Raw genomic sequence first — 25,191 nt, 5'->3', positions numbered from 1 at the left:
GGAGAACGACGATGGCTAAATCTCGCTCCATACGTAAAACGTTCTATGTCCTCATCGTACTCTTTCTTGCGCTGATGCTGGCAATCCTGTTTGGTGCATTTCGTACCTCCAGTATTGGCCCTGACTTAGATAAACCGCTTACCTCGGAAGAAGTGGCAAAGTTAATACCGCGCGGGCAAGAGCTCGCCATTGCAGGGGATTGTTTTGGTTGCCACTCATTACCCGAAGGGCCACTTGCGGCGGGTGGACGCGCTATCGGGACACCTTTTGGTACCATTTATTCCACCAATATCACCCCTGATAAACAATTTGGTATCGGTAACTATACCCGTGCCGATTTTCATCGTGCGCTTAAAGATGGTATTGGCAAAGAGAGAGGCAACCTCTACCCTGCCATGCCATTTGTTTTCACACATATGACAACTTCAGAAGATATTGATGCGCTGTATGCGTATGTGATGACCTTACCGCCAATGGCCGTGCCCAACAAAGAGAATACAGGCGTATTTGTTTTACCTGTTCGCCCGTTTATGAACTTTTGGACGCTGCTTAATTTCCCGAAACAAAATGCGCCACATGACCCACAGCGCTCCGAACAATGGAATCGAGGTGCATATATTGTGGAAGGTCTTGCTCACTGTGGTGCCTGCCATTCACCACGTAACCTGATGATGGGCGTCGAATTTTCTCGCTCATTACAAGGGGGTGAAGAAGCAGGTCTGGCAATTCCAGATATCACTGCACAAGCGTTATCTAAACATGGCTATGACACTGCATCTTTGAGCCAGTTTTTACTGACAGGTAATGCCCCACAAGGCTCAGCCTTTGCCGATATGAGCACCGTGACGCATTTTTCCACCAGTCAGATGAAGAAAAGCGATGTCGACGACATGGCGATTTATTTGATGACGGATAAACAAGGAAAGGTGTTAGGCGCCAAAGCACCACCCGCGCCATTACCTGAAGCGAATGCGCAACCCACTGCGGATATTGGCGCAACGATGGAAACGGGTCGCTTGATGTACATGTCCACTTGCGCAGGCTGCCACGGCATTACGGGTGAAGGCGTACCGAATGGTATTCCCGCCCTTAAAGGCAACGCCATTTTAGCGATGGACAGCCCTGAAACTTTTATTAGCGTAGTGTTAACGGGTATTCCTACCACCACATTCCCTAATGGGCAACGCATGTATGCCATGCCAAGTTTTGCCGACGATTTAGACCCTCAAGAAATCGCCGATTTACTTTCATGGGCGCGTGCTGAATGGGGTGGTCAAGGCAAGCCAGTTACCGCCGAACAAGTTGAAAAACTGAAAAAATCGATGCAATAACTCAAAAACGCCTCTTAAATAAGGGGCGTTTTTTCTTTGCTCAACGTCGTTAAACTTGCTTTCGCACACAAACAAGTAATACCCACAAATTTCAGACACTTTATCACCAAACTCAAGTTGCCCTCTATCACCTTGGCGTAATACCATAGGGAAATCCATGCGTAACACGTTTGCCTACTCTCATTTGTTGGGATCTGTGGTATTTTATACCCTTTAGTGGACGTTAAACTCGCTCACAGAACTTCGTTAACTCAATACGTTAGAACAGACAACACTATGACTGATACGCAAAGCTTCGAATCACACACACCTATGATGCAGCAGTATTTAAAACTAAAAGCACAACATTCAGACATACTGCTGTTTTACCGTATGGGGGATTTTTACGAACTCTTCTTTGATGATGCTAAAAAAGCCTCACAATTACTGGATATCTCCCTAACAAAACGCGGGCAATCAGCGGGTCAGCCTATTCCAATGGCGGGTGTGCCGCACCATGCAGCCGAGGGCTACCTCGCCAAACTTGTACAAATGGGAGAATCTGTCGCGATTTGCGAACAGATTGGTGACCCTGCGACAAGCAAAGGCCCCGTTGAACGCCAAGTAGTACGTATTGTCACACCAGGCACCATCACTGATGAAGCATTACTAAATGAACGCCAAGACAACCTGCTCGCCGCTGTCTGGCAAGATACCCAAGGCTACGGCTTTGCCACATTAGACATCACGTCTGGCCGCTTTATTATCAGCGAAATTTCTGATGAAGAAGCCCTACAAGCCGAATTACAACGTACCCGCCCTGCGGAGCTTCTATACCCTGAAGACTTCGCCAGTATGTCACTGATTGAGCACAATAAAGGCTTGCGCCGCCGTCCACTGTGGGAATATGAACTGGACACGGCAAAACAACAACTTGGCTTGCAATTTGGTACCAAAGATTTAATCGGTTTTGGTGTAGAAAATGCCCATAAAGCTCTACGCGCTGCGGGTTGTTTACTGCAATATGTCAAGGATACCCAACGCACCTCATTGCCGCATATTCGCAGTATTGTGATGGAAAAACAAAATGATAATGTCATTTTAGATGCCGCAACGCGCCGTAATCTAGAAATCACCCAAAACCTCGCGGGGGGGACTGAAAATACCCTAGCCTCTATTTTAGACATGTGTGTAACGCCGATGGGTAGCCGCATGTTAAAACGTTGGTTACATACCCCACTGCGCAATATTCAAGTGTTGAATAACCGCCAGCAAGCGATTAGTGCGTTGCAAGAGCAAGGTTTTGAATTACAACCTTTCTTGCGCCAAATTGGTGACTTAGAACGCGTTCTTGCCCGCCTTGCACTGCGTTCTGCCCGACCACGTGACTTAACCCGTATGCGACATGCATTTCAACAATATAGCGATATTCACCAGATCCTTAGGCAGTCCAGCAGCCCTTATTTAACAGAGCTGCAAAGCCGAATTGGCCAATTTGATGAGCTGCAAAGTTTGCTGGAAACCGCGATTATTGATGCCCCACCCGTATTAGTGCGTGATGGCGGCGTGATTGCACCGGGTTACAACAGCGAGCTCGATGAGTGGCGTGCATTGGCTGATGGCGCTACAGATTACCTCGACCGTTTAGAAATTCGTGAGCGTGAAAAGCTGGGTATCGATACCCTAAAAGTGGGTTATAACGCGGTTCATGGTTATTACATCCAAGTTAGCCGTGGCCAAAGCCACTTAACACCAATCCACTATGTACGCCGTCAAACCTTAAAAAATGCTGAGCGCTATATCATTCCTGAGCTCAAAGAGTATGAAGATAAAGTTCTAACTTCAAAAGGAAAAGCATTAGCCATCGAAAAAGCATTGTATGACGAACTATTTGATATGCTGCTTCCACATCTTGCTGCACTGCAAACCAGTGCAGAGGCATTATCAGAGCTTGATGTCTTAACCAACCTTGCTGAGCGCGCAGAAACATTAGGCTATGCTTGCCCGCAACTCACTGAAAAAGCAGGTATTCAAATTACCGAAGGCCGCCACCCAGTGGTTGAGCAAGTGCTCAGTGAGCCATTTATCTCCAACCCGCTTTCATTATCCCCACAGCGCCGCTTGTTGATCATAACTGGGCCAAATATGGGCGGTAAAAGTACCTATATGCGTCAAACTGCGCTGATCACTCTACTTGCCTATATCGGTAGTTTTGTGCCCGCTAGCAAAGCGGTTATTGGCCCGATTGACCGCATTTTTACCCGTGTAGGTGCTTCAGATGACCTTGCATCTGGTCGCTCAACATTCATGGTAGAAATGACCGAAACAGCTAATATTCTGCACAATGCGACCGAACATAGCTTAGTTTTAATGGATGAAATCGGTCGTGGTACCTCAACGTATGATGGACTTTCCCTTGCATGGGCGTGCGCTGAAAACTTAGTCAATAAAATCAAAGCAATGACATTGTTTGCCACCCATTATTTTGAATTGACAACCTTGCCTGAAAAACTGGAAGGTGCTGTGAATATTCACCTCGATGCCATTGAGCATGGTGATACCATCGCCTTTATGCACAATGTTCAAGAAGGTGCGGCGAGTAAAAGTTATGGTCTTGCTGTTGCCTCATTAGCTGGTGTACCAAAAGACGTGATTAAGCGTGCAAAGCAAAAGCTAAAAGAGTTAGAAGTCATCTCAAACAATGCTAACTCCAGCCATGTAGATAGCGCACAACTGAGCTTCTTAACGGCAGAAGAAACTGAGCCATCCCCAGTATTGGTCGCATTAGAAGGCATTGACCCAGACAAACTAACACCACGCCAAGCCCTTGATTGGCTGTATCGTTTAAAGGATATGGATAGCTAACATGGATGAGTATGCGGCGCTACTCGCGCCAATTCGGCAATTTTTACAGTGCGAAACCCCTGATGAATGGGTGCAAAAAGCCAGTCAGCCTGAAAACTTGCCGATTATCCTTAAAGACCACTTATTGTGTGAGTTAAAAGCCGCGCAAAGTGCCCTGTTTTTGATCCGCAAATATGCCGTGGATAAAGACAGCGCCGCCACATTACTTGAGTGGTTTAAGCCTTATGAGGCCTTTGCTTATGATAGGATTGGGGATGTTCATACCTTAAGAAATAAAAACCAAATATCCAAACAAATACTGGCACGTAAGCAATCACCTTACAGCCAAGATTTGATTGATAAAATGGTGCTGCTAATCAAAGAAGAGCTGCATCACTTTTACCAAGTATTGGAAATTATGCATGAGCGCAATATTCCTTATGATGGCATCACGGCAGGGCGCTATGCAAAAGGCTTATTTAGCCATATTGACCCACATGATCCTAAAACGTTAGTCGATAAACTGATTATTGGGGCTTATATTGAAGCGCGTTCTTGTGAACGATTTGCAAAGTTAGCGCCTTATTTAGATGAACAGCTGGCTAATTTCTATATTTCATTATTGCGGTCAGAAGCTCGGCATTACCAAGACTATTTACAGTTAGCTCAGTTAATTAGTAAACAAGATATTACTGATCGGGTTAATTATTTTGGAATTATTGAAGCTGAATTAATTTCAACACCTGATGATGATTTTAAATTTCATAGTGGTGTTCCCATTAATTAATGCGATTTTTGGTTGATAAAAAAATCCCTATAAACTTTCGCTTATAGGGATTTTTATTTATCTTTTATCTCATTAACACTCTACATATTGAATAGCGACTCTAAGGTCAGCTCTTCACCATGTAAAATATCTTTTAATCGCCTTAAACCTTCCACCTGAATCTGACGAACTCGTTCACGAGTGAGCCCAATTTCGCGCCCAACCTCTTCAAGAGTTTCTGCTTCATAACCTAAAAGCCCAAAACGTCGTGCTAAAACCTCCCTTTGTTTTGGGTTCAATTCATATAACCACTTAACGATATTATCTTTTAAGTCGTTGTCTTGAATTGTATTTTCCGGACCTGAATCATTATCATCAGACAATACCTCAAGCAAAGATTTCTCTGAGTCCCCTGCAATTGGAGTATCAACAGATGTAATGCGTTCATTTAAACGCAACATGCGGCTGACGTCTTCGACAGGTTTATCTAGCTGCTCAGCGATCTCTTCAGGGCTTGGTTCATGGTCCAACTTCTGGGCTAATTCACGTGCAGTACGAAGGTAAATATTGAGTTCTTTAACGATATGAATTGGAAGACGAATTGTTCGGGTTTGATTCATAATAGCGCGTTCGATCGTTTGACGGATCCACCACGTCGCATACGTTGAAAAACGGAACCCTTTTTCTGGATCAAATTTCTCAACAGCACGAATCAACCCAAGATTGCCCTCTTCGATCAGATCAAGTAAAGCAAGACCTCGGTTATTATAACGGCGAGATATTTTCACAACTAAGCGAAGGTTACTTTCTATCATGCGCTGACGTGAGGCAACATCGCCACGCAGTGCACGCCTAGAATAGAAAACTTCTTCCTCAGCGGTGAGGAGTGGTGAAAATCCAATTTCACTTAGATAGATTTGGGTAGCATCCAGAACACGTTGGCTCGTGTTCTGGAGTAAATCCATTTCTTCTTCCTGTTCAGAAACCAGATCTTCTTCTTTAAACTGACTCTCATCAAAAGCGTCGTCTAAATTGCTTTCGTCAAGGTCATTATATAACTCGTTAACTTTCAGCGAACTTTGGCTCATCAGTGACTCCTACCCTAGATAATGCGGACAGAATGTCAAAGCACTCTGCCCAGTTTATCGTTGCGGTAAATAACGCAACGGGTTTACTGATTTTCCCTTGTAACGAATTTCAAAGTGTAGTCTAACTGAACTTGTGCCAGTACTACCCATCGTAGCTATTTTCTGACCTTCAGTAACATCCTGTTGATCGCGCACAAGCAACGTATCGTTGTGTGCATAAGCACTCAAGTAGTCATCGTTATGTTTTATAATTATTAGATTTCCATATCCACGCAGTGCATTGCCTGCATAAACGACTTTTCCTGGCGCAGAAGCGAGCACAGATTGACCTCGGGAACCGGCAATATCCACCCCTTTGTTCCCGCCTTGAGCATCAGAGAAACCTTCAATCATTTTCCCTTCTGCAGGCCAACGCCATTTAATTGACGAATTATTTGTGCCACTTGCTGCCGTAGAAGCAGTTGGTGCGGTAGTTGTATTTGCCGTTGTTGTCGTAGAAACTGGCGTTGCAGGTTTTCTATTATTCGGCAACATCTTACCGGAAGTTTGGCCACCACTATTTGCAGGATACTCATTAGTTGTTCGAAGATCAACCGGTTGCTGATGACTATTTGATGAATTTGACGCCAATTGCGTGTTCGAGTTCACATTTGTGTTACCAATATTAATTACCTGACCAACATTTAAGCTGTATGGTTCAGGGATATTGTTTTTCGATGCTAACTCACGGAAATCATTACCGGTTATATATGCAATGTAAAATAACGTGTCACCACGCTGAACGGTATAGCTATTTCCGCTATAACTGCCTTTTGGAATGCTGCCATAATCACGGTTGTAAACAATACGCCCATCACTGCTGGTATTCACAGACGCTGACGTACGGTTTACGGACTGATTATTAGTATTGCTTGATAAATTTGGGCGTGATGACGGCATTGCCGTACTCATCCCTGTATTACTTGGCGCAGTAGATGTCGTCCTTTGAGCCACTGGCTGACGCGATTGGCTATCATTCACACTCGAAATAGGTGCTGCTGGATGATACGGCGTAGAACAACCCGCCAATAACGCTCCGCTAAATGAAAAGATGACTGCCCATCGAATTCTGCTTATAGGGCTAACAATTTTCATGCTTCTTCTCCCGTGAAGAAAAATCTGACGCGACAATTCAGTTTTATGTCAGTAATAGAGTTACCATAAAATATTTCACTTATTAAAGCAGAAATACAAAATAGTGAACAAGTTAAATATATCAAAAAGATAACAATTTGAGATTATGACTTAATAGTTTAAGCCATTGATTCAATTTTAGATGGGTAAAATATCATATTTGGAATAGTTTTACTGCTATTTGAGTTAGTAAAACTTTTGCAATGGCATTTTATTTAACATTATTATAAAAAATCAATTCACTTTTATAATTCAGAAATACCATTGCAAATAAATTAAAGTAGCTCACCCGCAATAAGTGGCACAAAACGCACTTTTTCAATAACATTGGCATGGTAGTCGTTACCTCGTCGAGTAATTAACTTCAGCGACTGTTCTTTATCCCCGACAGGTAATACCATGCGCCCGCCATCTTTCATTTGCCCTAATAACATAGTCGGGATTTCTGTTGGTGCTGCGGTGACAATAATCGCATCAAATGGGCCTTTGGATTGCCACCCTTCCCAGCCGTCACCATGGCGCGTAGACACATTATGCAGATCAAGCTGTTTTAACCGACGTTTAGCTGTCCATTGTAGGCTTTTAACGCGTTCAACTGAAAAAACATGGTGCGCAAGATGCGCTAATACTGCCGTTTGATACCCCGAACCAGTGCCAATTTCCAGAACATTATCATTGGCTGTTAACGACAGTAACGCCGTCATTTTTGCGACAATATACGGCTGTGAAATAGTTTGCCCGTGACCGATTGGTAACGGGATATTATCGTAGGCTTTATGTGAGAGCGCTTCATCCACAAACCGTTCACGAGGAACTTGTGAAATGGCATCCAATAGGCGCTCATCGTGAATTCCCTGTTGGCGCAATTGTGCCAAGAGTTCTTTCATGAGCCCTGTTTTCATTTTACTGTCACTCCTGATTTCTCCAACCACTCTTCGACTAACGTATGCGCTTTATATGCCGTTAAGTCGACCTGTAATGGTGTGATAGAAACATAACCATTTTGGACGGCTTCAAAATCGGTCCCCGGCCCTGCATCGCGAATTTCGCCAACAGGCCCTAACCAGTAAAGCATATTCCCTTTAGGATCTTCAAGGTTATACACTTCTGACGCAGCATGGCGGCTACCACAGCGCGTAACTTTGATGCCCTTGAGTTCTTCATAAGGGATATCTGGCACATTGATATTCAGGATATTCCCTGCACGTAACGGGTTCTTTTGTAGCATAGCAAGAATGTCGCAAGTCACTTTTGCCGCCGTTTCATAATGGACTTCACCATCTAGCGAAACCGCAATCGAAGGTAACCCTAAGTGACGGCCTTCCGTTGCGGCTGCCACGGTGCCTGAATAGATCACGTCATCACCCAAATTAGGGCCGCAGTTGATCCCCGACACGACAATATCCGGACGCGGACGAACAACTTTATTCACACCGATGTATACGCAGTCAGTTGGTGTCCCTTCTTGAACAGAAAGGTCACCGTTGCTTAATGTTTGAATTTTTAGCGGCCTATCTAATGTCAGTGCATTAGATGCCCCACTGCGATTGCGGTCAGGTGCAATCACTTGAACATGATAATATTGGCGTAGCGCAGCCGCAAGAGTTTGAATTCCTGGCGCATTTACGCCATCGTCATTACTCAATAAAATCTTTAGCATCGACATTATCCATTGATGTAATTGAAGTTTATTTTTAATTTCAAGGATATTGTCCTGCCTGTTATCCTAAAAACTTTTCGTGACCAATAAAATGACTCTAAAATCTATCAGCGTCACGTTAATGATATAACACTATTATGTGATTAGGCTAGTTTGCTATTTTTATCTATTCCTCTCATTTTTGTGTCACAATTTCGGCACAGTGGTTCTATATCTGCTGATACACACCTTCTGATGCAAGAATAAATCTTGCTGTGCGATAAGGTTTTAATACAAGCGCACCCCCTGTGTTTGTTCTTATCTTGCTGACGTGGTGAGATATCGTTATATCTTGTCCACCTGAGTTTTCAATTATGAACTCGGGATGCAGAGTGTGTGGCAATTCATGATTAAATTCAGTAACAGTGATTGCTGATGCACTATTAACTCGAATATATGTACCGGACACGGACATAATCCCAGCGCTAAAAGTATAATCACCAATGCCTACGGTGTTGTTTTTAGATGATGCAATGCTGTTAACCCCTCTTTGTCTTGCGCTTGGCCTATAGCGCAAAGGAACCTGCATAACCCTATCTTTATTGGGAACGCCAATGATTTCATTATCTGAAATATCACAATATGACAAATCTGAGTCGTCAATGGGCTGATAGCGAATGCCGACGTTATTTGCATTCCCAGTTAAGTGTATTTTATTGCGTTTTGTGTCAACGTTTGATGTCCTGTAATCAGCATTCCTTGCGTCATCAATTACAATCCCAATCACAGCCGCGTCAAATATCGGTTTATCTTTCTTAATAATGTTGTCCGTAAATGAGCTATCTCTCATCGACCCAGTATTTGTCCCTAATTGCGCACCTATTCTTGCAAACCCATAAAATAGGTTATCATGAATCTTTAATCCTTCAGCATATTCTTTAGCTTGCGTTCCGCTTGCAATATATCCCTGCGCGCTACCGTTATACTGTACCAACACACATTTGCATTCGTTGTAATCCCTATCTGCTGGCGTATTTATAGTGACTGTATTTCCACTAATGCTGACAATTGATGCAAAGTGAAAACACATACCGCTTTTATGTAAGAATGCGAGTTTCGTACCTGTACTTAATCGTGATGCGCTTGAAACGTTAAACGTCACTGATGCATTATCTATACTTATAACTTCTTCAAATGCATCAACATCAAGATAAATTCCAGAATAATAGAATTGATTATCATGCACAGAGCCGTTTGTTGACCCTCTCACATTTGATAATCCAGCTTGCCCTGAAAATAAAACTGTATTACTAAATACATTAAACCTATCTGGCCCTCGTTCTTCGAAACCATTCACAGGATAACCGTAACACGCTATACCCAAAAATGCTGGACTAAACAGGTAGTTTCCGTAAGCGAGTACATTTCTGTTACCCCTAGAGATAGACAGCCCATTATCGTGCCCATAAAAAGATTTGTTATTTGTGCATACAACTTTTTCACAATTAACGAAGCCGGGGTCTTTTGTTTTCCACAGAATGTTATTGTCAAAAATAACTTCATTCGTGTTATTGAGAGTAGCAAATGGCAGCTCGTAAAAGTTTCGCAACTCATTGTCGTGAAATTTTATTTTTGCATTAGATGTAAAGTTACTCACAAACGCCCATTTAGCACCCATTGGTGCAGCGGAATTAGGATAATACGGATAGGTTAACCCTGTTCTATCGAATTGACCGTCAAAAACAATGCCTGAAATATCTAAGGACTTAAGGTCAACATGCTGACCGAATAACAATATCCCTCTATCGCCCGTTATAACCGGCTTTCCATACCCTTTAACTACAATATCAGCACCTTCTGGGAATTCGACTGTTTTAGTAAAGTGATAATCACGGTCAATGACAAGGAGGCCTTTTCTGATCCTTAATTGCTCTATTGCGTTAATGAAAGCAGTAGAGTGGTCTGGTGATGAGTGTAAAAACTGGCGCGGGTTTATAAAGTATAGAGCGTCACTTAGTGTTCCAGTTCCAATTCCAATTAGTGACCCGTCACCTTTGCTAAGATCGCACCTCAAGCTCGCATCACCAACGCTAACCCAAGCGCCTTTACCAACACCACCAGTTGACTGTGGAGTTGAGCCCGCTGGAACCTGTTTCGGTAAATCACCATCCCAGCGGTAGTGGTCGCCATCACCATCTGGCAATTTCCATAATACCGTTCCATTTCGACTAACAACTTCAGCGCCTTCTTGGAATGTTCCTGCTGGAGCATAACCAGCGGCGAGCAGGGCTTGTTCTGATTCGATTCTGAATTTTTCAACAAGCCTTTCGTTTTTCTTTTCTGCACCAAATAAACTAACGCGCTCAACTCCGAGTCTATCGACCCAAATTTCACTTTCCCTGTCATTTATCGCCTTATCAAAATTTTCACTATTATCGAACAAGTCTTTGGCTGCTGCCGAGCCTACTTTATTGCCAGTATTGTATGTAGTCATTCATGACCTCTATAAATGCAAAAACCCCGCCGAAGCGAGGTCTATTTTGTTTATTGATGGATTAGTTAAGCTGAATACTCAGCGTCGTCATATTGGTAAAAACTATCTTTGTATTCTTTTGCTGTTATTTGGCATGTGCCATCTGAGCTTGGTGATATTTCTTGGATAATGCCGTCGTAGCCAACGCGTTTTGATGAACAGAAAATTAACCTCAACGGCTCAATATACGGGTCATTCATAACCCAAGATTCAGGGGATAATTCATCGTCATACGGGATTGTTAATGTGAATTCATCGACTTGGCAGGGATTTAAAAGTTTTGATGCCGAGCCATCTTGGAGGCGTATCAAGCAGCGAGGCTCATCGATTCCCCAATCAAGTGGCTCATTGACTTGCAACGTGATTTTCTGCTGGTCATACTCCATGTCTATTATCAAGCAACTCATTGTTTCACTACTTGGAATATCATCTGTTAAAACAATTCTATCCCCGATGTTGTAGCAAAGTGCATCTAGCTCTGTTGATGTTGAAAACGTTAACCGCTGTTGGCGATACTTCATGAGCCTTCTCATACCTAATCGGTAGGCTATATCAGGACTCAAAACACCATCAAGGGTATAGTTTTCAATTTTACTAGGCGTTAAATTACTTTCAGTTCGACACTGGATGGTCTCTTCAGCCCACGTTGTGCCATTAATATAAGTCACGTCGACCCCATCGTAATCATCTTGCGATGGTGCAGAAAACGCAGTCTGTAAATCCTCTGTCGTTTCTTGCGGACTAATAATACCTGTCCATGATTTAACTCCCTCTCGTCCAACAGAAGCCAGTCCGTCTGATAATAAGAAATACCCCATTCCTGCGTTACAAATTTTTTGTAATACACTAAGCGCTGAATCGCTGCTACTTTCTGATGACCAGTCAAATAATTCATTTCGAGGCGACCAGTATGTATCGTGCAATTCATCAATCGCTATTCCATCAATTTTAGTGTTATCCATCCCCAAGCTGTTAAGTACATGGTAAAGCGCACCCTTGATACTTCTCGATGCATTGTTCCCATATAGCCGAGTTGCGATAATGTTTATTCGGCGGTCTGATTGGGCTGCTAGGCGGTTTCCTGTTCTGACTGTTACCGCTATTGTCGTTATCCCTTCATAACTTCGCGGACTAGCTTTCAATCGCGCCCTTAATGCTTGCCAGTGACACTGGTCTCTTGTGCTACCCCCGCCAACGTCAGATACCCGCCGCATTCTAACCTCATACTGTGCTTGCGCTGGAAGTTCAAACACTTCAGTAAATCCGATTTGGTCTTCTGTACTCCGACTGTATCGAAACTCTTTTGTTGTCCAGCTCTCATCATTGACCGCTCGATACTGAACAGCCACTTTAACCTCTCGCGAACCACGTCGACCTTTTTTATCATAAGAAGCCAGTCCCGCAGGAAAGACAATATTCATTTCTAAATGGTCAGTTGTTTCACTGTCAGGACAAGCAAGGAATGGCCCTATCCAGTTATATTCATCATTAACGCCCGTTACACTGTAATCTAAAAGAGTTCGAGGTCTAAACCCCTGCCAGCTAGTATCGATCACTGTAATTTCATTACCTGCCTCATCTTTTTCAATCGTGAATCGCAGCACTGTAATGGTAAGTCCATCAATTGACGTAATTTTGTATTGATTTCCCTTTAACCCAAGACTTATTCTCTGAATGCCTTCTGGTAGGCCGATAAATGGCGTTCCATTTGCGCTGTTATATGCAAGCTTGATATGTGCATCAATAGCCGGAGAGCCGCCGGTGGAAGCCTCTCCTCGCGTAATCACGGGCGAACTTCCAAATAGCGAAATTGGTAAGTCAGAGGTTTCTATGACGCTGCCGGAGTAAGGACTAGATTCCTCAGTAATTAATATTCGCCCTGAGCTATCCCAAGCGATCAAACCCGAACCAACAAGCTGAGTGGATATCGCATTAATCAGACCGCTCATTGTGACGTAATCCGTTATTAAAGATATGTAGTAATCAGCACCCTTCCATGAAATAGAAAACGTTTCAGGTGACAATGTAAAATCATAAGTTTGCGGTGATTCGCTAGACTCAATCGTTGAAGCAGAACCGCCAACACCTGCTACAGGAGGCTGGCGAGGAGTATAGCTATTAACAAATAAGTCATAATTGTTATCATTAAAAACCAAGGTGATTTGTCTGCCCATATGAGGGTCTAATTCACTCATATCACCATAAATAACACTATAACCGCCCTCGGTTTTAACCGTGAAATTGTCAGGTGCTTCTATAGTTATGACACTCCCCTCTTTCCATGATTCAGGTATTGTTGAATCATCCGCAGCATTTTCATCGCTGGATGTGGCATTAATCATAGTTAAAGCATTTCCAGACAGAGCAACCGCCTCCGCATTAACACTGACGCTTTTCGGTGCGCTTGAGCTTAAATCTAGCCCTGTTGTTCCTGCTGTTGTCGTCCCGACTTCAGTCGAGTTGTACCAGTTTTGTGAGCGCTCATCGCCAGATATATCTACCCCCTGTTGATATATGGAATAGCTCACATCATCACCGAAAGAAGAAATAGGCGTGTTGCCGATTTTGATATTAGCGGCATTGATAGAAAAGTTGCCGCGCCCCACGCTCAGGAACATTTGAGTGCGATAAATTCTAGGGTCGTTCTTGTCAAATCTACTGACAGGCTGCACGAGATAATCTGGAAATATACGATAACGACCAAATACTTCACGGATTGGATCACCCAGTTTTGCACTATTTGCTTTTGCTGGATTAAGCTCTAATTGGTCGCCATTACCCGAAGATGAATAACCGACAACATCAATGTTTTGCATCATGAAGATGGAGTAAGCTGCAGTGGCCACGGCAATTCCGACTGCTATCCAACCAATTGTTGCTGCCTCAAATCCATAAGGAATTGGGTATATTTTGATATCCGAATCAGTTGAGATATTTAGCGTTTTCCATGATTCTGGCAAAGCCATGCAACCATTCACTTCAATGCAAATCGGTTGCTTATCTTCATTGCGATACCCGTTCACGTTTTTAGTTAACCACTCGTGTAACGTTGTATTACCGTGCTCATGCGTCTCTAATGGTTCGCCTTGCAGCTTTGAAGGGTAAATTCGTATTGTCACTGGTAATACTCCACTTTAGTGAATCGTCGCTCAAATCGCGATAAGGGAAGAATGGTGATGTTGTTTTTAGGGTTACATTCAATTACATGTAGAAGTCCGTTAACACTAATGACAATTGCGACATGGGTAATCATATTGCCAGAGTAGCAAGCCGCTACCGCGCCTTCTTTGGGACTACAAAGCTCAACCTTTTTCGCCATTTCTTTAGCTTCAATATCAAGTCCGTTATCGTCTTTTGTTACCCCTTCAAATAATGGCCACTCATTCAGTCCTAAGTTTTTACGAACCTCATGCACAATGCCGTAACAGTCTAAATTAGGGTAAGTTCGCCCGCCCTTCTGCCAGATAACAGAACGGTATTTATCAATATTCAACATGGAAATTCCTTATGAAAGGTAACGCAGCCCTGCATGTTCAGCGAGGTTGTATCGGTGACGAGGCCAAGCCGTGTCAAGAATATTCATATAGCCAGCAGTTATCTGTACTTCAACTGCTGTCCAGTAGCCTGATTTAATAGCCAAGGTGTAAGGTTGTTGAACTGGTGCAGTTAAATCGACATCAAGATATTTACGATAGGTAATTTCTGCGCTGCTCAAATCATCTAAAGCATCACGTATTGCACCTGACACAATCCCATCAACATTACTAATAGCAAACTTTAAATCTTGCGTTCCATCCGCATTGCGAGCAGGTAAGGCGATATCAATGCCACAGGCAATAAACGTAACCAATCGCCCATCTTCTAGCTTAGCTTCGACATCCTCCCAACCTCTTGTTAGCCAGTAATCCTTGCCACCAACCCTGATTTGCAGGGTTTCAATTTCCACCTCTGAACCGCCAGAGGCATAGAGCCGATTAAGTATTGTCATGCTTCAGGCCACTCCCTATTTAATGCGATATCAATAATGTCACTCTCGGCAATATAATCAGGGAAAAGCCCCCAGTCTTTCGGTAATAAAGGCCTTTCCCATAATTCAAGCGTTGCCGAGAATTTCCAGTGTTTTGGCGGAGCTAAAGTGGGGCCATCATAAATATCCATAAAGCGACATTTATACAGTTCAACACCCAGTGGAGTTTGTAATTTCATCAAGAACCAAGCCGCACCATCACTTAATGCATCACGAAACCATGCTTCAAATAATTGTGCCTGTTGGTCTTTCTCGAAGTACCACGATACTGACGCATTTGTTGGTGTGGATGTATAAGCCCTGCGCTGTCTTGCACGCCCTGAACTTAACTGGGTTCGCCTTAGCGGTGATACAGGTTGAAATGCATAACCTTCTTGCTGTGGTAGCGGTAGATAGTCATGCGGATAGGTTATTTCTGTCATGCTATCCTCGGATTTTAGATATAAAAAAACCGCAATTAAGCGGCGGTCTTTACTATTTTTATAACTATGCCTTTATTTGTGGCTCATTATGATCATGCGTATCTTTATAAACTGAATTCAGAGTTTGCCCTAGTATGTTACCAGTATTATATAACCTATTGAGCTCTCTGATTTCTTTTTTAAGCTCCTGTATTTTACTGATCGCTACATCAATAGATGATGAATCTACTAATATTTCTAATTTTACGTTACTCATATGCACCACCTTTATTGCTAATTATACTCACAAGTTCCATTTCACTAAGGAATAACTTCTGCCCCTCAAACTCTGCCATATCAGAAAATTTCATAGCTATTCTCTTTATTAATTCATAATTAGAAGCAATTATTGTTGCCGCTTCCTGCTCTACCTCAGCGCCAATTTTAGACTTTAAGTCATGCGACTTTTTAATGCAGCAGTATAGATTTAATTCATCAATTACTTTCAGATAATCAACCCATGAACTTCCACTAGGAGAAAATTCCTTATCTATTACTTCAGCTTTTAAGTTATCACCATCAAAAGCTTCTGCATAAACACCTGATAATAATGTTATCATTCTGGCTCTTAGGTACTCCTCAACATCACCTAAGTTATCTATTTCCCACTTTAGAATTGGCATTGAGGCGCCAGTATACCTACCAGTTACAGAGAAGACTTGTACCTCTATCCCTTCTGATGTGCCACCTTTCGCTCTCCATGAAATCCAATGACCAGCCTCATGCATTGCTATTCTATAAACAATTTCTTTCAGTGTTTTCATTAACACCCCCTATTGAAGATATTAATGCTTAATTTTAAAACAGCAACTAGGGATGCCAGCCAACTCGTCAGTTAATGAATAAAGTCCATTATCAATCCATATAGCTCAACCCGTCTTGCGTTTAGTGTTCCAGCCTGTACCAAGCGCTTTTGATACGTTACCTTTGCCCATTGGTATGCGGTATATAACCCGTGGGATTCTCTATCATCAAGAAACAACTGTCTTCTCTCCCATATCACCCATCGTCTATTTTTCATCCATGACGGAAGTGCGAAGATAGATATCATTCCCAGCGGGGGTATTTTACACCCACTTCGTTTTACTGAATGAGATAACCCCAAATAGAAAAGCAAGACGAAAGTTAATACATTGAATATCAAAAAAATCATTAGTTCCAATCCTTACTGAAAGACCTTAGCTAAGAGGCGTGTGTCGATGTGAATTTATAGCCCGTCCTTGGGCTGGGTGGTTAGGCTGGTAATTTTGGCGTTAGACTTAATTTAGCCAAGTAGATAGGGCCATCTACATTACCCATTGCACCGCTGACCTGTGATGATATTTCGGGTGAGAATGTTGATAAGAATGGATTGATTTTTTCATACCAGATTTCTTTCAGTATTTTAAAATTCCCATAGGCAGCATTGACGTTAGCGCTAACTGTCGAATCACAGTAAATATCATCTTTCTTAACCATGACATAACCGCGACTTTCGGCTAAATCAGCAAATACTTTCGGGCTAGTTAATTGCTCGTCGTCTGCTGCTATTTCAGATTTAATAATCGCGCCTTTGTCGTCATAGTGGTGAAGTACGCGACAATTAACGAATTGCTCTGTTTGCTTCGGTAAATACTCACCCTCAAGTGGAACACGCGCAGCCAGTGATAATGCCTCTGTGAACTTATCGCTATCAATTTCTTTGTACGTGCAACCAAAATGACTTTTTAGCGACGACCACATAGTAATCATTGCTTTTGCTTGTTTATCTTTTGGTAATGCTTTGCCGCGATTTAAAACAAGTTGTTTGATTACCTCTTGCTGCTCTGATGTAAGGCATCCAGCAATTTGTTTAGCTTTACGCTGCGAATTGTCTTTCTTTGTAAAGTAGAAATCCTCTAACGCCTCGAAAACATCCCATGCCTGATCTGTATCTAGCATTTTAGCGTGCCGTGCGGCTCCGCGTTCAGTCCATAGCGTTAGACTTCTAGCTCTCTTCCCTACTATTTGGTCATGAAATTTAACTGGGTAACTTTCAGTTACTCTGTCCTTAAATACTTTAAGTTCAACGCCTTCCAACTTAAAATAATGTTTTCCCTCTATGAATCTATCAGCGTTACGCGAGAAGTTCATTTTTACATTTACTTCGTCCGTTCCGTATAGCTTAGCCATAATTCCAGTAGTAATAACTGGCGTACCACTATGTAAAATTGATGGTGTCGCCTTAACTGAATTGCTCACATCATTAATATTTGCTACATTATTCATGTCGGTTTCTCCTAAGACTCTGACAAAATCGAAGCCCTAACTATTCCTAGTAGTTGGGGCTTCACTGCTTTTGCATAGCTATCTTTCTTTCCTTGATGTACTCCATAACAATCCTGTTAACTTCTGTGTTTAATGACCTTCCAACACTTTCAGCCCATTCCTTCGCTTCATCTATATCTTTTTGAGGCCAGCGGAAGTTAAGCTGAGGCATTCTGCTTGCTCCTTTCATATTTTCTCCTTATAGGCCACCGTGGCCTTATTGAGAATATAATAGCATCATCCTATCATGTCAATAAATATAGAAAGGATTAATAGAATGGCTAGAGACGACCCAAAATTTTCCTTCAGGATGCCTCATGAGGTGAGGGAGAAGCTTAAATATAGAGCTAAATCTAATGGTAGATCATTTAATGCTGAGCTATTGCAGATAGTCTTAGATGCACTTGAGAAACCACCTATTTTTTCAGGCTACCGAAGTGACACAGAAAAACTTGCCGACCACCAGGCCGAAGAAGTCAAAAGAATGGTTTTCAACACATTGGTTAAACTATACGAAAATGACAAAAAATAGCCCTGAACTGGGCTATTCCATATTGATTATATTTTTTCTTTTAAACCAGCTTGCTTTAAGATTGCATTGGCAGTGTGCTTTGACACTATTGAATATGGGACACTAAATGATTTATTTGTGATGTCACTTCGCCATATCTCATGGCTTCCCTTTCCTTGCCTTACGAAATAACACCCATTAGTTAGAAGTATATTTGTTAGCTCAGGATATAATCCAGATCCCATATCAAAGTGCCATCCTTGAGTCAGATGACTGCTCTTGAACAAACTTAATTCTCATGCCGTCAGTTGAATTCCCTAAACCGTTCTCTGCATATAACTCAGGAGCTATTTCCCAAACTCTACTAGTTAGTTCGTCATATGAATTTGCTTCTGTAACTAACCCAAGATCATCACATTCACCAATCCAAACTCCATCATGGATGACCCTAACAACAAACGGTGGTGAGTGCCTATCCAGTCTATTTCTAACAGAACCTAACGTATCTAAAATCGTCATCCCAAAATAAGAACTAGCATTATATGAAGAATCAGCAAGCCATAAAAATAAAGCTCTTATTCTTCTACCTGATTCAATTAACTCATTATCATCAGTGTAATTAAAATCAGACATTGTATCTAATAAGTTACCCGCTGCATGGAAGTGAATAACTGGACCTATGTTACTTTCGCTTAATTTTGCACATTTACTGTCATATGAATCAGCAAACATCTCCATATATTTATCTACAAGCCTATTAGCTACTGGTTTTACATAGTCCGTACAGCAAGCACGAACAGCCTCTATCAAATCAGAACGGGAAACATATAGCTCGTGATTTAGTGCTACATATTTTATTTCCACACTCCCGAATTTAGTTCTATAAACAGCTGCACCCATAATTACCTCCTGACGCATCTATACCTTTATGATAGATCATATTTTACACCAAGAGAACATTTGTTTATTTTTCGAACCAAGGAACACCCACCATCCAGCCCAAGGACGGGCAATATAAAAGCCCCGTATGGGGCTTACTTGATAACTATTGATTGTTGAAATTACTTATAACTTTGTATTTTATTGATTGATTTGTTGCGTCCATAACTTCAACTTTCGCCCCCTTATATCCGATGACTTTTGATTCGGAAAGGTCATACTCGACGTCATTATTGAACGCAGGTCTAGCCATGTTGCTCGATGCCTCTCTATAGCCTATATTTATCTTGTTACCAACTCTACCGTTATACAATAGAGTTTGTTGGAATGAATTATCATTAGCAACATTCAGCATTGTCTTTTCATATGGCATATTAGACTCACAAACCGCAACACCGAAAGCAGTAATCACGCATAGCTCTTTTGTTTTCGCCTTCACCATTATTGCCTTCCATGGATCTGCAATAGCTGCTTTATCTACTGTACCAGAATCTATCGTACCAGCAGGGAAGTAAAATTCACCTTCTGTACTATCCCCTATTTTTTTAAATACACCAGATGTGATTGTATATGTCCACGATACACGAGCCGGAGCAGTAACTTTTATGCCTTCATACTCACTCATGATCCCCTGCTTAAGCAGAGAATCACCTACATAAGCTGTATTTACACTGCCAATAGGTGGCTCACTAATATTTTTCACCTTTGGCATATAATTATATTTTGTCGATGTACAGCCACTAACTAAAACAACAGCAATAAAAGCCAATATAACCTTCTTCATCCCTAACCCCACTAGTTAAATTTTATTTATGTTAACTAAATAGGCTGGCAAAACAAAGCAAAAAGGCAGATAACTGCCTTATTGGTCACTATTTAATTTTTTAACTTCCGGTTAGGGTACAACCCGTGCATAGTCTTCCCAAATTTACCTCTAGCTCTCTCTAACTGATCTGTCATCTCATTGATTGCCTGTTTAACCGCTTGTTTTTGCGTTGCTTGAAGCTGGGCGATAGTTCTATCATCAGGATTACCATTCACCGTTATTGGTGCTGGATTAACATGAATTATCTGAGTGTTTGACTCTTCATTACTATTATTCGTCGTCTGGTTGGCCGGATGAATATTCTTCATGGCGTATTGATCGTTTTTCAATGCATCCATCGGGATACTTCCGGTATTCATCATCTTGTAAAGGTTTGGAACGCCGATTTTTTCCGTAGCTTCCTTCGTGAATACGAACTCGCCAGCATGGACTACACCTCTAGGGTCGTATTTACCCCCCTTACCTGTATAACCACCACCTGCAAAGCCCTCTACAAGACCGCCATTAGCAAATCCAAGCCCTTTTAATCCCGCATTAAAAATACTCACAGAGCCACCACTGCCTCCACCGAAAAAGCCTGTTAGTGAGTTGGTAATAGCTGCTTGTATCGCTATCTTGATTAAATCATTAATAATAGACTTAGCCAAATCTGCTGACATGTTTCTTAATGATTCAGTAAATGATTGAGTTCCGGTTAGCATATTGGTAAATGAATTACTAAGGCCATCCGTGAGAGTATTTAAATTATTGGTGATAATGTCATTAGCTTGCTGACTGTAATCCTTTGAACTATCTATATAATTTCTTAAAGCCTCTTGCGCTCCAATCTGCCAATTCTGGCGTAAAGAATCCTGTTCGGCGTGGTAGCCCTGCATCATTAAAATACGCTTATCTAATTCACCTTTAATGATTTGAGTTTCTTTCTCATACATTTCTTGGGTAATGCCAGATGAAGCATCATTATATTGGGCAGTTAATGCCGCGTGTTTCTTTTGATATTCCTCCTCGAGGCGTAACCTTTCCTGTAACCGGCTACGTGCTAAATTACCAATACCAGCGCCTTGCAGCTCAATATTATAAGCTCGTTGTGCTTGTGCGGTTTCTTCCATGAGTTGCTTGTTGTAGGCAGCTATCTTTACTTCAGCTTCTTTGCGTTGAATGATTTTTTCATATTCGGCGGCGCGTTCTAACTCAGCCGTAATCAGTGCTTTATTGGCTAATAGTGATTTTTGGTCAGTCGTTAACTTACCTTTGGCTTGCTTATCCTCAATATCCTTAATTTCTTGATTCCACTTAACCAATGCTTGCTGTTGTGTACCTAGTTTATCGCTAATTTCACTTTGAAGTTTAAGTGCGGCATTTTGTTCCTGTAGGTTAGATAATCGCTTCTGCGCGGCTGATTCAGAATAGGTGGAGGTTTTGTTTAGAAGCTTTAGCCTATCGCTTTCAGCTTTTGATAGGTCGAAATATTTACCAGCGGCAGCTTCTATACTTGCAATTTGCCCAGGTGATGCGCCATTTTTTTCCGCATCCATTAGCGCCTTTCTGATTGCTCTTTTTCGCAAGTCTTGAATGTTAAGTAATTCGTTTTGCTGTTCTAATTGCTTAAGATAAGCTGCGGCATCTGATGAATCTAATGGCTTACTGCTCATCTGATTATCAAGAGCAGCCTTTGCATCTGCAGCCTCTCTGAATTTGGCTGCCATTAAGCCTACTGTTTGAGCCAAACTATTTCCCTTGGCTGTAGATGCCTCAAATATAGCTTTCCCTTCTGAAAGTCGGGAATTAAGTTCATTCACGGCATCCGCTGACAATCGTGTGACGTTAGCTATTTTAGCCTCTAAGTCTGCACTTACCCTTCTTTGTTGATCTATCTCCCTACGTTTTTTAGCTAAATCTTGCTCTCTATTCCCAAAATGGATTAGGGATGTTTCTATTTTCTTATACTCAAGCTCCCTGCCTGCAATAAGGTTGTTTGAAGCTTCTAGCTCATCATTTAAAATTTCAAGGCTATCTGCTGAATCTGCTATCACTCCCTTTAATTGAGTTGTGTTGAGCTTATTAAAGCTACCCCTAAGCTGGTCTACTTTATCAGCAAGTGCCATTGCTTCTTCTTTTGCTTGCTCAGCCTTTTGATAAAAATAAAAAATTGCACCCGCTGCAAGCATGGCGGCACCGGCTGGGCCACCGACTAACCCTAAAGCCCCTTTAGCGAGAGAGGCCGCTGCTGCCAATCTGCTTTGTGCAGCTGCGTTAGCGTATGTTGCCGCTGTATTACTAATCACATCTTTAGTTGTAAGAAATATACTTGTAGATAATCCGCCAAAATAACGAGCAGCACCAATACCGATAATGCCAGTTAACACTGTAGAAACCGAACCAAAGTTATCACTTAAGATTGCCAGTCCTGCTGAAATGGAACGAGTTATACCTAAGTTTTGGTTCATTTCCCCATAGTAGGCTTTTGCCGAGTTTGTAACCCGAGTAAAGCCATCTGCAACAGTGTTATCCATACTGTCTGCTAGCGCATTATTCGCATCTTTTGCAGCCATAACCGCATCAGCAAACAGCTTAAACGAAATCTTACCGTCAGCAGCTAGCTTTTTGACTTCCATCTCAGTAACTTTAATGCCGCCGTTTTGTTTTTCTAACTCTTTTGCAATATCGCCAAGTAAGGTAGGCGTTGCATTCATTATTGAGTTCCAGTTTTCGCCTGCAACTTTGCCTGCAACCATTGCTTTATTTAGCGCATTTTGCATCGACAGGACTTCATTGACACTTGAGGCATTCGCAGTCATTGAGGATGAGAGCGATTCGATATAATCGACGGTTTGAGTTGTGCTATATCCCAACTCCTGCATTGAAGTGGCAGCGCCAATATATAACAATTGCGTATCAGCAATATTTTTACCATTACGGTTACTAATTTCTAAAAAGCGTTCTTGAAGCATTGAGTAGTTTTTAATATCACCCTCAACAGACTTCAAAGCATTCTTAATACGCGCGGCAACCTGCCCCCACTCATCAACAGTCTTGACCACAACACCTATTGATAAAGCCCCTGCTGCGGATGTTGCTAGCCGTTTAAATGAAACGCTTAAATTATCTGTTGAGTCGCTAGCTCTTTCTCCTTGCTGTGTTAGCCTGCCCAATGCGCTTGCTAGGCTCTCTGAGCTTTTTTGAGCGCCTAAACTATCTAATATGATCGCAAGGCGTGAAGTTTGTTCTGCCATTTTACTTTCCTCTAGAAAAAAGAAAGCCCCGTCAAATGACAGGGCTGTTAGCTAAAAAAGTTATTCGGTTTATTTTTCAGGTGGTGAGTATGTGATTATTCCAACATAAGGATCTAGTGTTAAATAAATTTTGACCACTCCATATGTGGAGGTGAATTTTTCGTAAAAAGCGTCCCTTGTTATATCTGGCTTAACTTTAATATCAAGGCAGCTTTTTGCAGCATCAAATAGCTTTTCGCCATCTTTAATTACCCCAGCCAAATATTTACTTTCTTCTCCCAATAAAACACAGAAGTATTCTTTATCATCAACAGCATTAAAAAATGAACTTACTTCAACGAGCTTTTCGCTTTTGAATTTAAGTCTGTTTTCATAAGTCCATTCATTAAACGGAGGAGTATTATCAAAAGTACAAACTGTTTCGTCTCGCTTCTTCTCACAATCACCATCTTTAATAAAGCTGACGCTATCCATGCTCTGCCCCCACTTCAAGCCGAACGGGGCATCTGGTTTGCTGTCACACCCAGCCAGCAAAGCAACCACCGCAGCCACTGCTAATATTCTTTTCATCATCAATACCTTTTCATTATCAATGATTGAATATTAGCGTGCATGTGGTGCGATTCCTAGCAAACATTGGGTGTAAAAAAACCTGCCGAAGCAGGTCTAGTTATTATGGTTTGTATTTTGCTGGGTCTGACGTCTTAGGCGTTATAAGATCACGGCTAAAAAACATAAGCTCCATACCCTTTTTTCTCTCTTGGGCGCTATAAGTTAACTCGTAGTCTAATGTTTTACATCCGTCATACATGTCAGAAATTTCCTTTACATTATCGTATGACACAACCCAAGGGGATTTTATTTCATTTGTTATTTTATTAGCTATAGCAACGTGATTATCATGCACATAGTGATTTTCATATAACCCCTCACCCTTCACATAATACGGAGGGTCTATATACGTAAGAGATTTTTCTGGAAGTTTTTTAACAACACTATCGATAAACACCAGTGCATCTAGATTATACACTGATACTTTTTCACCATTATCGCCAATCGCTTTGATTCTTTGAATCAGATTTGTTTTGTTAAACCTAGCATCTAACTTCCAATCACCCTCTTGTTTCTTGCCGCCAATAACCCCACCAAGCAAAATACCTGATCGGTTAGTTCTGTTAAGAAAAAATGCAGAAAATCCCAAAGCAAGCAAATCACTTGAGTCTAATTTACTCATCACATCTCTTTGTCTATGCCACTCACTCATAGTGACATCGGTGTTTTCTATCAACGAACATAACTCATCATTTCGATGTAACACAGAGTGCCAGAATGCATATACAGCAGGATTGATATCATTAAGATATACATGACCAACATATTGATGGGCTAACAAATTCAACGCAAGGCCAGCGCCTCCTGCGAATGGCTCTGCATAATGGCAGCCCTTGAGGTTATTTTTATCAATGATCCCTTTAAAATACTGTGTAAGCTTTCCCTTTCCTCCAGGGTATCTAAGCGGGGTATTAAAACGCATATCATTTCCCTCTATTTTTAC

At 41.8% G+C, this 25,191-nt stretch carries 22 protein-coding genes and 2 pseudogenes; 4 read left to right on the top strand and 20 right to left on the bottom strand.

The genetic code is table 11. The features are described from left to right. Positions 1-11: 11 nt before the first annotated feature. From J6836_RS00870 to miaE, 3 genes are all read left to right on the top strand, one after another. On the top strand, positions 12-1,331 hold the full coding sequence (locus J6836_RS00870; RefSeq protein ID WP_255586296.1) for a cytochrome c: 1,320 nt from the start codon (positions 12-14) through the stop codon (positions 1,329-1,331). 276 nt (positions 1,332-1,607) lie between these two features. Continuing rightward, positions 1,608-4,175, top strand: a complete 2,568-nt coding sequence (mutS, locus tag J6836_RS00865; RefSeq protein WP_219246045.1) for a DNA mismatch repair protein MutS — start codon at positions 1,608-1,610, stop codon at positions 4,173-4,175. A 1-nt stretch (position 4,176) separates the two neighbouring features. Continuing rightward, positions 4,177-4,941, top strand: coding sequence for a tRNA isopentenyl-2-thiomethyl-A-37 hydroxylase MiaE (gene miaE / locus J6836_RS00860; protein WP_219246044.1), 765 nt, complete (start codon positions 4,177-4,179; stop codon positions 4,939-4,941). Between the two features lie 80 nt (positions 4,942-5,021). Here miaE and rpoS read toward each other — a convergent pair whose 3' ends face one another. From rpoS to J6836_RS00795, 14 genes and pseudogenes are all read right to left on the bottom strand, one after another. After that, on the bottom strand, positions 5,022-6,008 hold the full coding sequence (gene rpoS / locus J6836_RS00855; protein WP_219246043.1) for an RNA polymerase sigma factor RpoS: 987 nt from the start codon (positions 6,006-6,008) through the stop codon (positions 5,022-5,024). Positions 6,009-6,062: 54 nt separating this feature from the next. Further along, positions 6,063-7,142: a murein hydrolase activator NlpD gene (gene nlpD / locus J6836_RS00850; protein ID WP_219246042.1), complete on the bottom strand. Its 1,080-nt coding sequence runs from the start codon at positions 7,140-7,142 to the stop codon at positions 6,063-6,065. 314 nt (positions 7,143-7,456) lie between these two features. Further along, entirely contained in the window at positions 7,457-8,083 is a 627-nt protein-coding gene (locus J6836_RS00845; RefSeq protein WP_219246041.1) for a protein-L-isoaspartate(D-aspartate) O-methyltransferase, read from the bottom strand. Next, positions 8,080-8,841 carry a 5'/3'-nucleotidase SurE gene (gene surE, locus J6836_RS00840; protein ID WP_219246040.1) on the bottom strand — a complete coding sequence of 254 codons (762 nt, stop codon included), beginning with the start codon at positions 8,839-8,841 and terminating at the stop codon, positions 8,080-8,082. Before surE ends, J6836_RS00845 begins: the two co-directional genes overlap by 4 nt. 208 nt (positions 8,842-9,049) lie before the next feature. Continuing rightward, complete coding sequence (locus J6836_RS00835; RefSeq protein ID WP_219246039.1) at positions 9,050-11,314, bottom strand: hypothetical protein; 2,265 nt, start codon at positions 11,312-11,314, stop codon at positions 9,050-9,052. Between the two features lie 65 nt (positions 11,315-11,379). Continuing rightward, entirely contained in the window at positions 11,380-14,472 is a 3,093-nt protein-coding gene (locus tag J6836_RS00830; RefSeq protein WP_219246038.1) for a host specificity factor TipJ family phage tail protein, read from the bottom strand. Beyond that, a complete protein-coding gene (locus tag J6836_RS00825; protein WP_219246037.1) occupies positions 14,469-14,849 on the bottom strand; it encodes a nitrite transporter in 381 nt (126 codons plus the stop codon). Before J6836_RS00825 ends, J6836_RS00830 begins: the two co-directional genes overlap by 4 nt. Before the next feature lie 9 nt (positions 14,850-14,858). Then, positions 14,859-15,341, bottom strand: coding sequence for a DUF1833 family protein (locus tag J6836_RS00820; protein ID WP_219246036.1), 483 nt, complete (start codon positions 15,339-15,341; stop codon positions 14,859-14,861). Then, positions 15,338-15,802, bottom strand: a complete 465-nt coding sequence (locus J6836_RS00815) for a hypothetical protein (RefSeq protein WP_196732901.1) — start codon at positions 15,800-15,802, stop codon at positions 15,338-15,340. The genes J6836_RS00820 and J6836_RS00815 overlap by 4 nt, the downstream gene beginning before the upstream one ends. 64 nt (positions 15,803-15,866) lie before the next feature. After that, complete coding sequence (locus J6836_RS00810; protein WP_219246035.1) at positions 15,867-16,058, bottom strand: hypothetical protein; 192 nt, start codon at positions 16,056-16,058, stop codon at positions 15,867-15,869. After that, complete coding sequence (locus J6836_RS00805; protein WP_219246034.1) at positions 16,051-16,605, bottom strand: hypothetical protein; 555 nt, start codon at positions 16,603-16,605, stop codon at positions 16,051-16,053. Before J6836_RS00805 ends, J6836_RS00810 begins: the two co-directional genes overlap by 8 nt. Positions 16,606-17,440: 835 nt before the next feature. Next, positions 17,441-17,656, bottom strand: a pseudogene (locus J6836_RS23310) (phage antirepressor N-terminal domain-containing protein); the annotation flags it as partial. Between the two features lie 162 nt (positions 17,657-17,818). Further along, positions 17,819-17,992: pseudogene (locus J6836_RS23305) on the bottom strand (ORF6N domain-containing protein); the annotation flags it as partial. A 157-nt stretch (positions 17,993-18,149) separates the two neighbouring features. Next, positions 18,150-18,317: an Arc family DNA-binding protein gene (locus J6836_RS00795; protein WP_219246032.1), complete on the bottom strand. Its 168-nt coding sequence runs from the start codon at positions 18,315-18,317 to the stop codon at positions 18,150-18,152. Positions 18,318-18,404: 87 nt separating this feature from the next. Here J6836_RS00795 and J6836_RS00790 point away from each other — a divergent pair, with 87 nt between their 5' ends. Beyond that, positions 18,405-18,659: an Arc family DNA-binding protein gene (locus J6836_RS00790; RefSeq protein ID WP_219246031.1), complete on the top strand. Its 255-nt coding sequence runs from the start codon at positions 18,405-18,407 to the stop codon at positions 18,657-18,659. 26 nt (positions 18,660-18,685) lie between these two features. Here J6836_RS00790 and J6836_RS00785 read toward each other — a convergent pair whose 3' ends face one another. The 6 genes from J6836_RS00785 to J6836_RS00760 all read right to left on the bottom strand — a co-directional run bounded on the left by J6836_RS00785 (position 18,686) and on the right by J6836_RS00760 (position 25,170). Continuing rightward, entirely contained in the window at positions 18,686-18,883 is a 198-nt protein-coding gene (locus J6836_RS00785) for a type II toxin-antitoxin system HicA family toxin (protein ID WP_219246030.1), read from the bottom strand. Position 18,884: 1 nt separating this feature from the next. Further along, positions 18,885-19,538 carry a DUF1902 domain-containing protein gene (locus J6836_RS00780; RefSeq protein WP_219246029.1) on the bottom strand — a complete coding sequence of 218 codons (654 nt, stop codon included), beginning with the start codon at positions 19,536-19,538 and terminating at the stop codon, positions 18,885-18,887. Between the two features lie 145 nt (positions 19,539-19,683). Then, on the bottom strand, positions 19,684-20,361 hold the full coding sequence (locus tag J6836_RS00775; protein ID WP_219246028.1) for a hypothetical protein: 678 nt from the start codon (positions 20,359-20,361) through the stop codon (positions 19,684-19,686). 92 nt (positions 20,362-20,453) lie between these two features. Then, positions 20,454-23,636, bottom strand: a complete 3,183-nt coding sequence (locus J6836_RS00770; protein WP_219246027.1) for a phage tail tape measure protein — start codon at positions 23,634-23,636, stop codon at positions 20,454-20,456. Between the two features lie 69 nt (positions 23,637-23,705). Beyond that, positions 23,706-24,209 carry a hypothetical protein gene (locus J6836_RS00765; protein ID WP_219246026.1) on the bottom strand — a complete coding sequence of 168 codons (504 nt, stop codon included), beginning with the start codon at positions 24,207-24,209 and terminating at the stop codon, positions 23,706-23,708. Between the two features lie 100 nt (positions 24,210-24,309). After that, positions 24,310-25,170 (bottom strand): DNA adenine methylase, encoded by an 861-nt coding sequence (locus J6836_RS00760; protein ID WP_219246025.1) that lies wholly within the window; start codon positions 25,168-25,170, stop codon positions 24,310-24,312. Positions 25,171-25,191 lie beyond the last annotated feature (21 nt).

It is taken from the genome of Providencia sp. R33 (assembly GCF_019343475.1).
Classification (GTDB): Bacteria; Pseudomonadota; Gammaproteobacteria; order Enterobacterales; family Enterobacteriaceae; genus Providencia.
The sequence above is the reverse complement of the archived record's forward strand: the minus strand, read 5'-3'. Positions and strand labels throughout refer to the sequence as shown.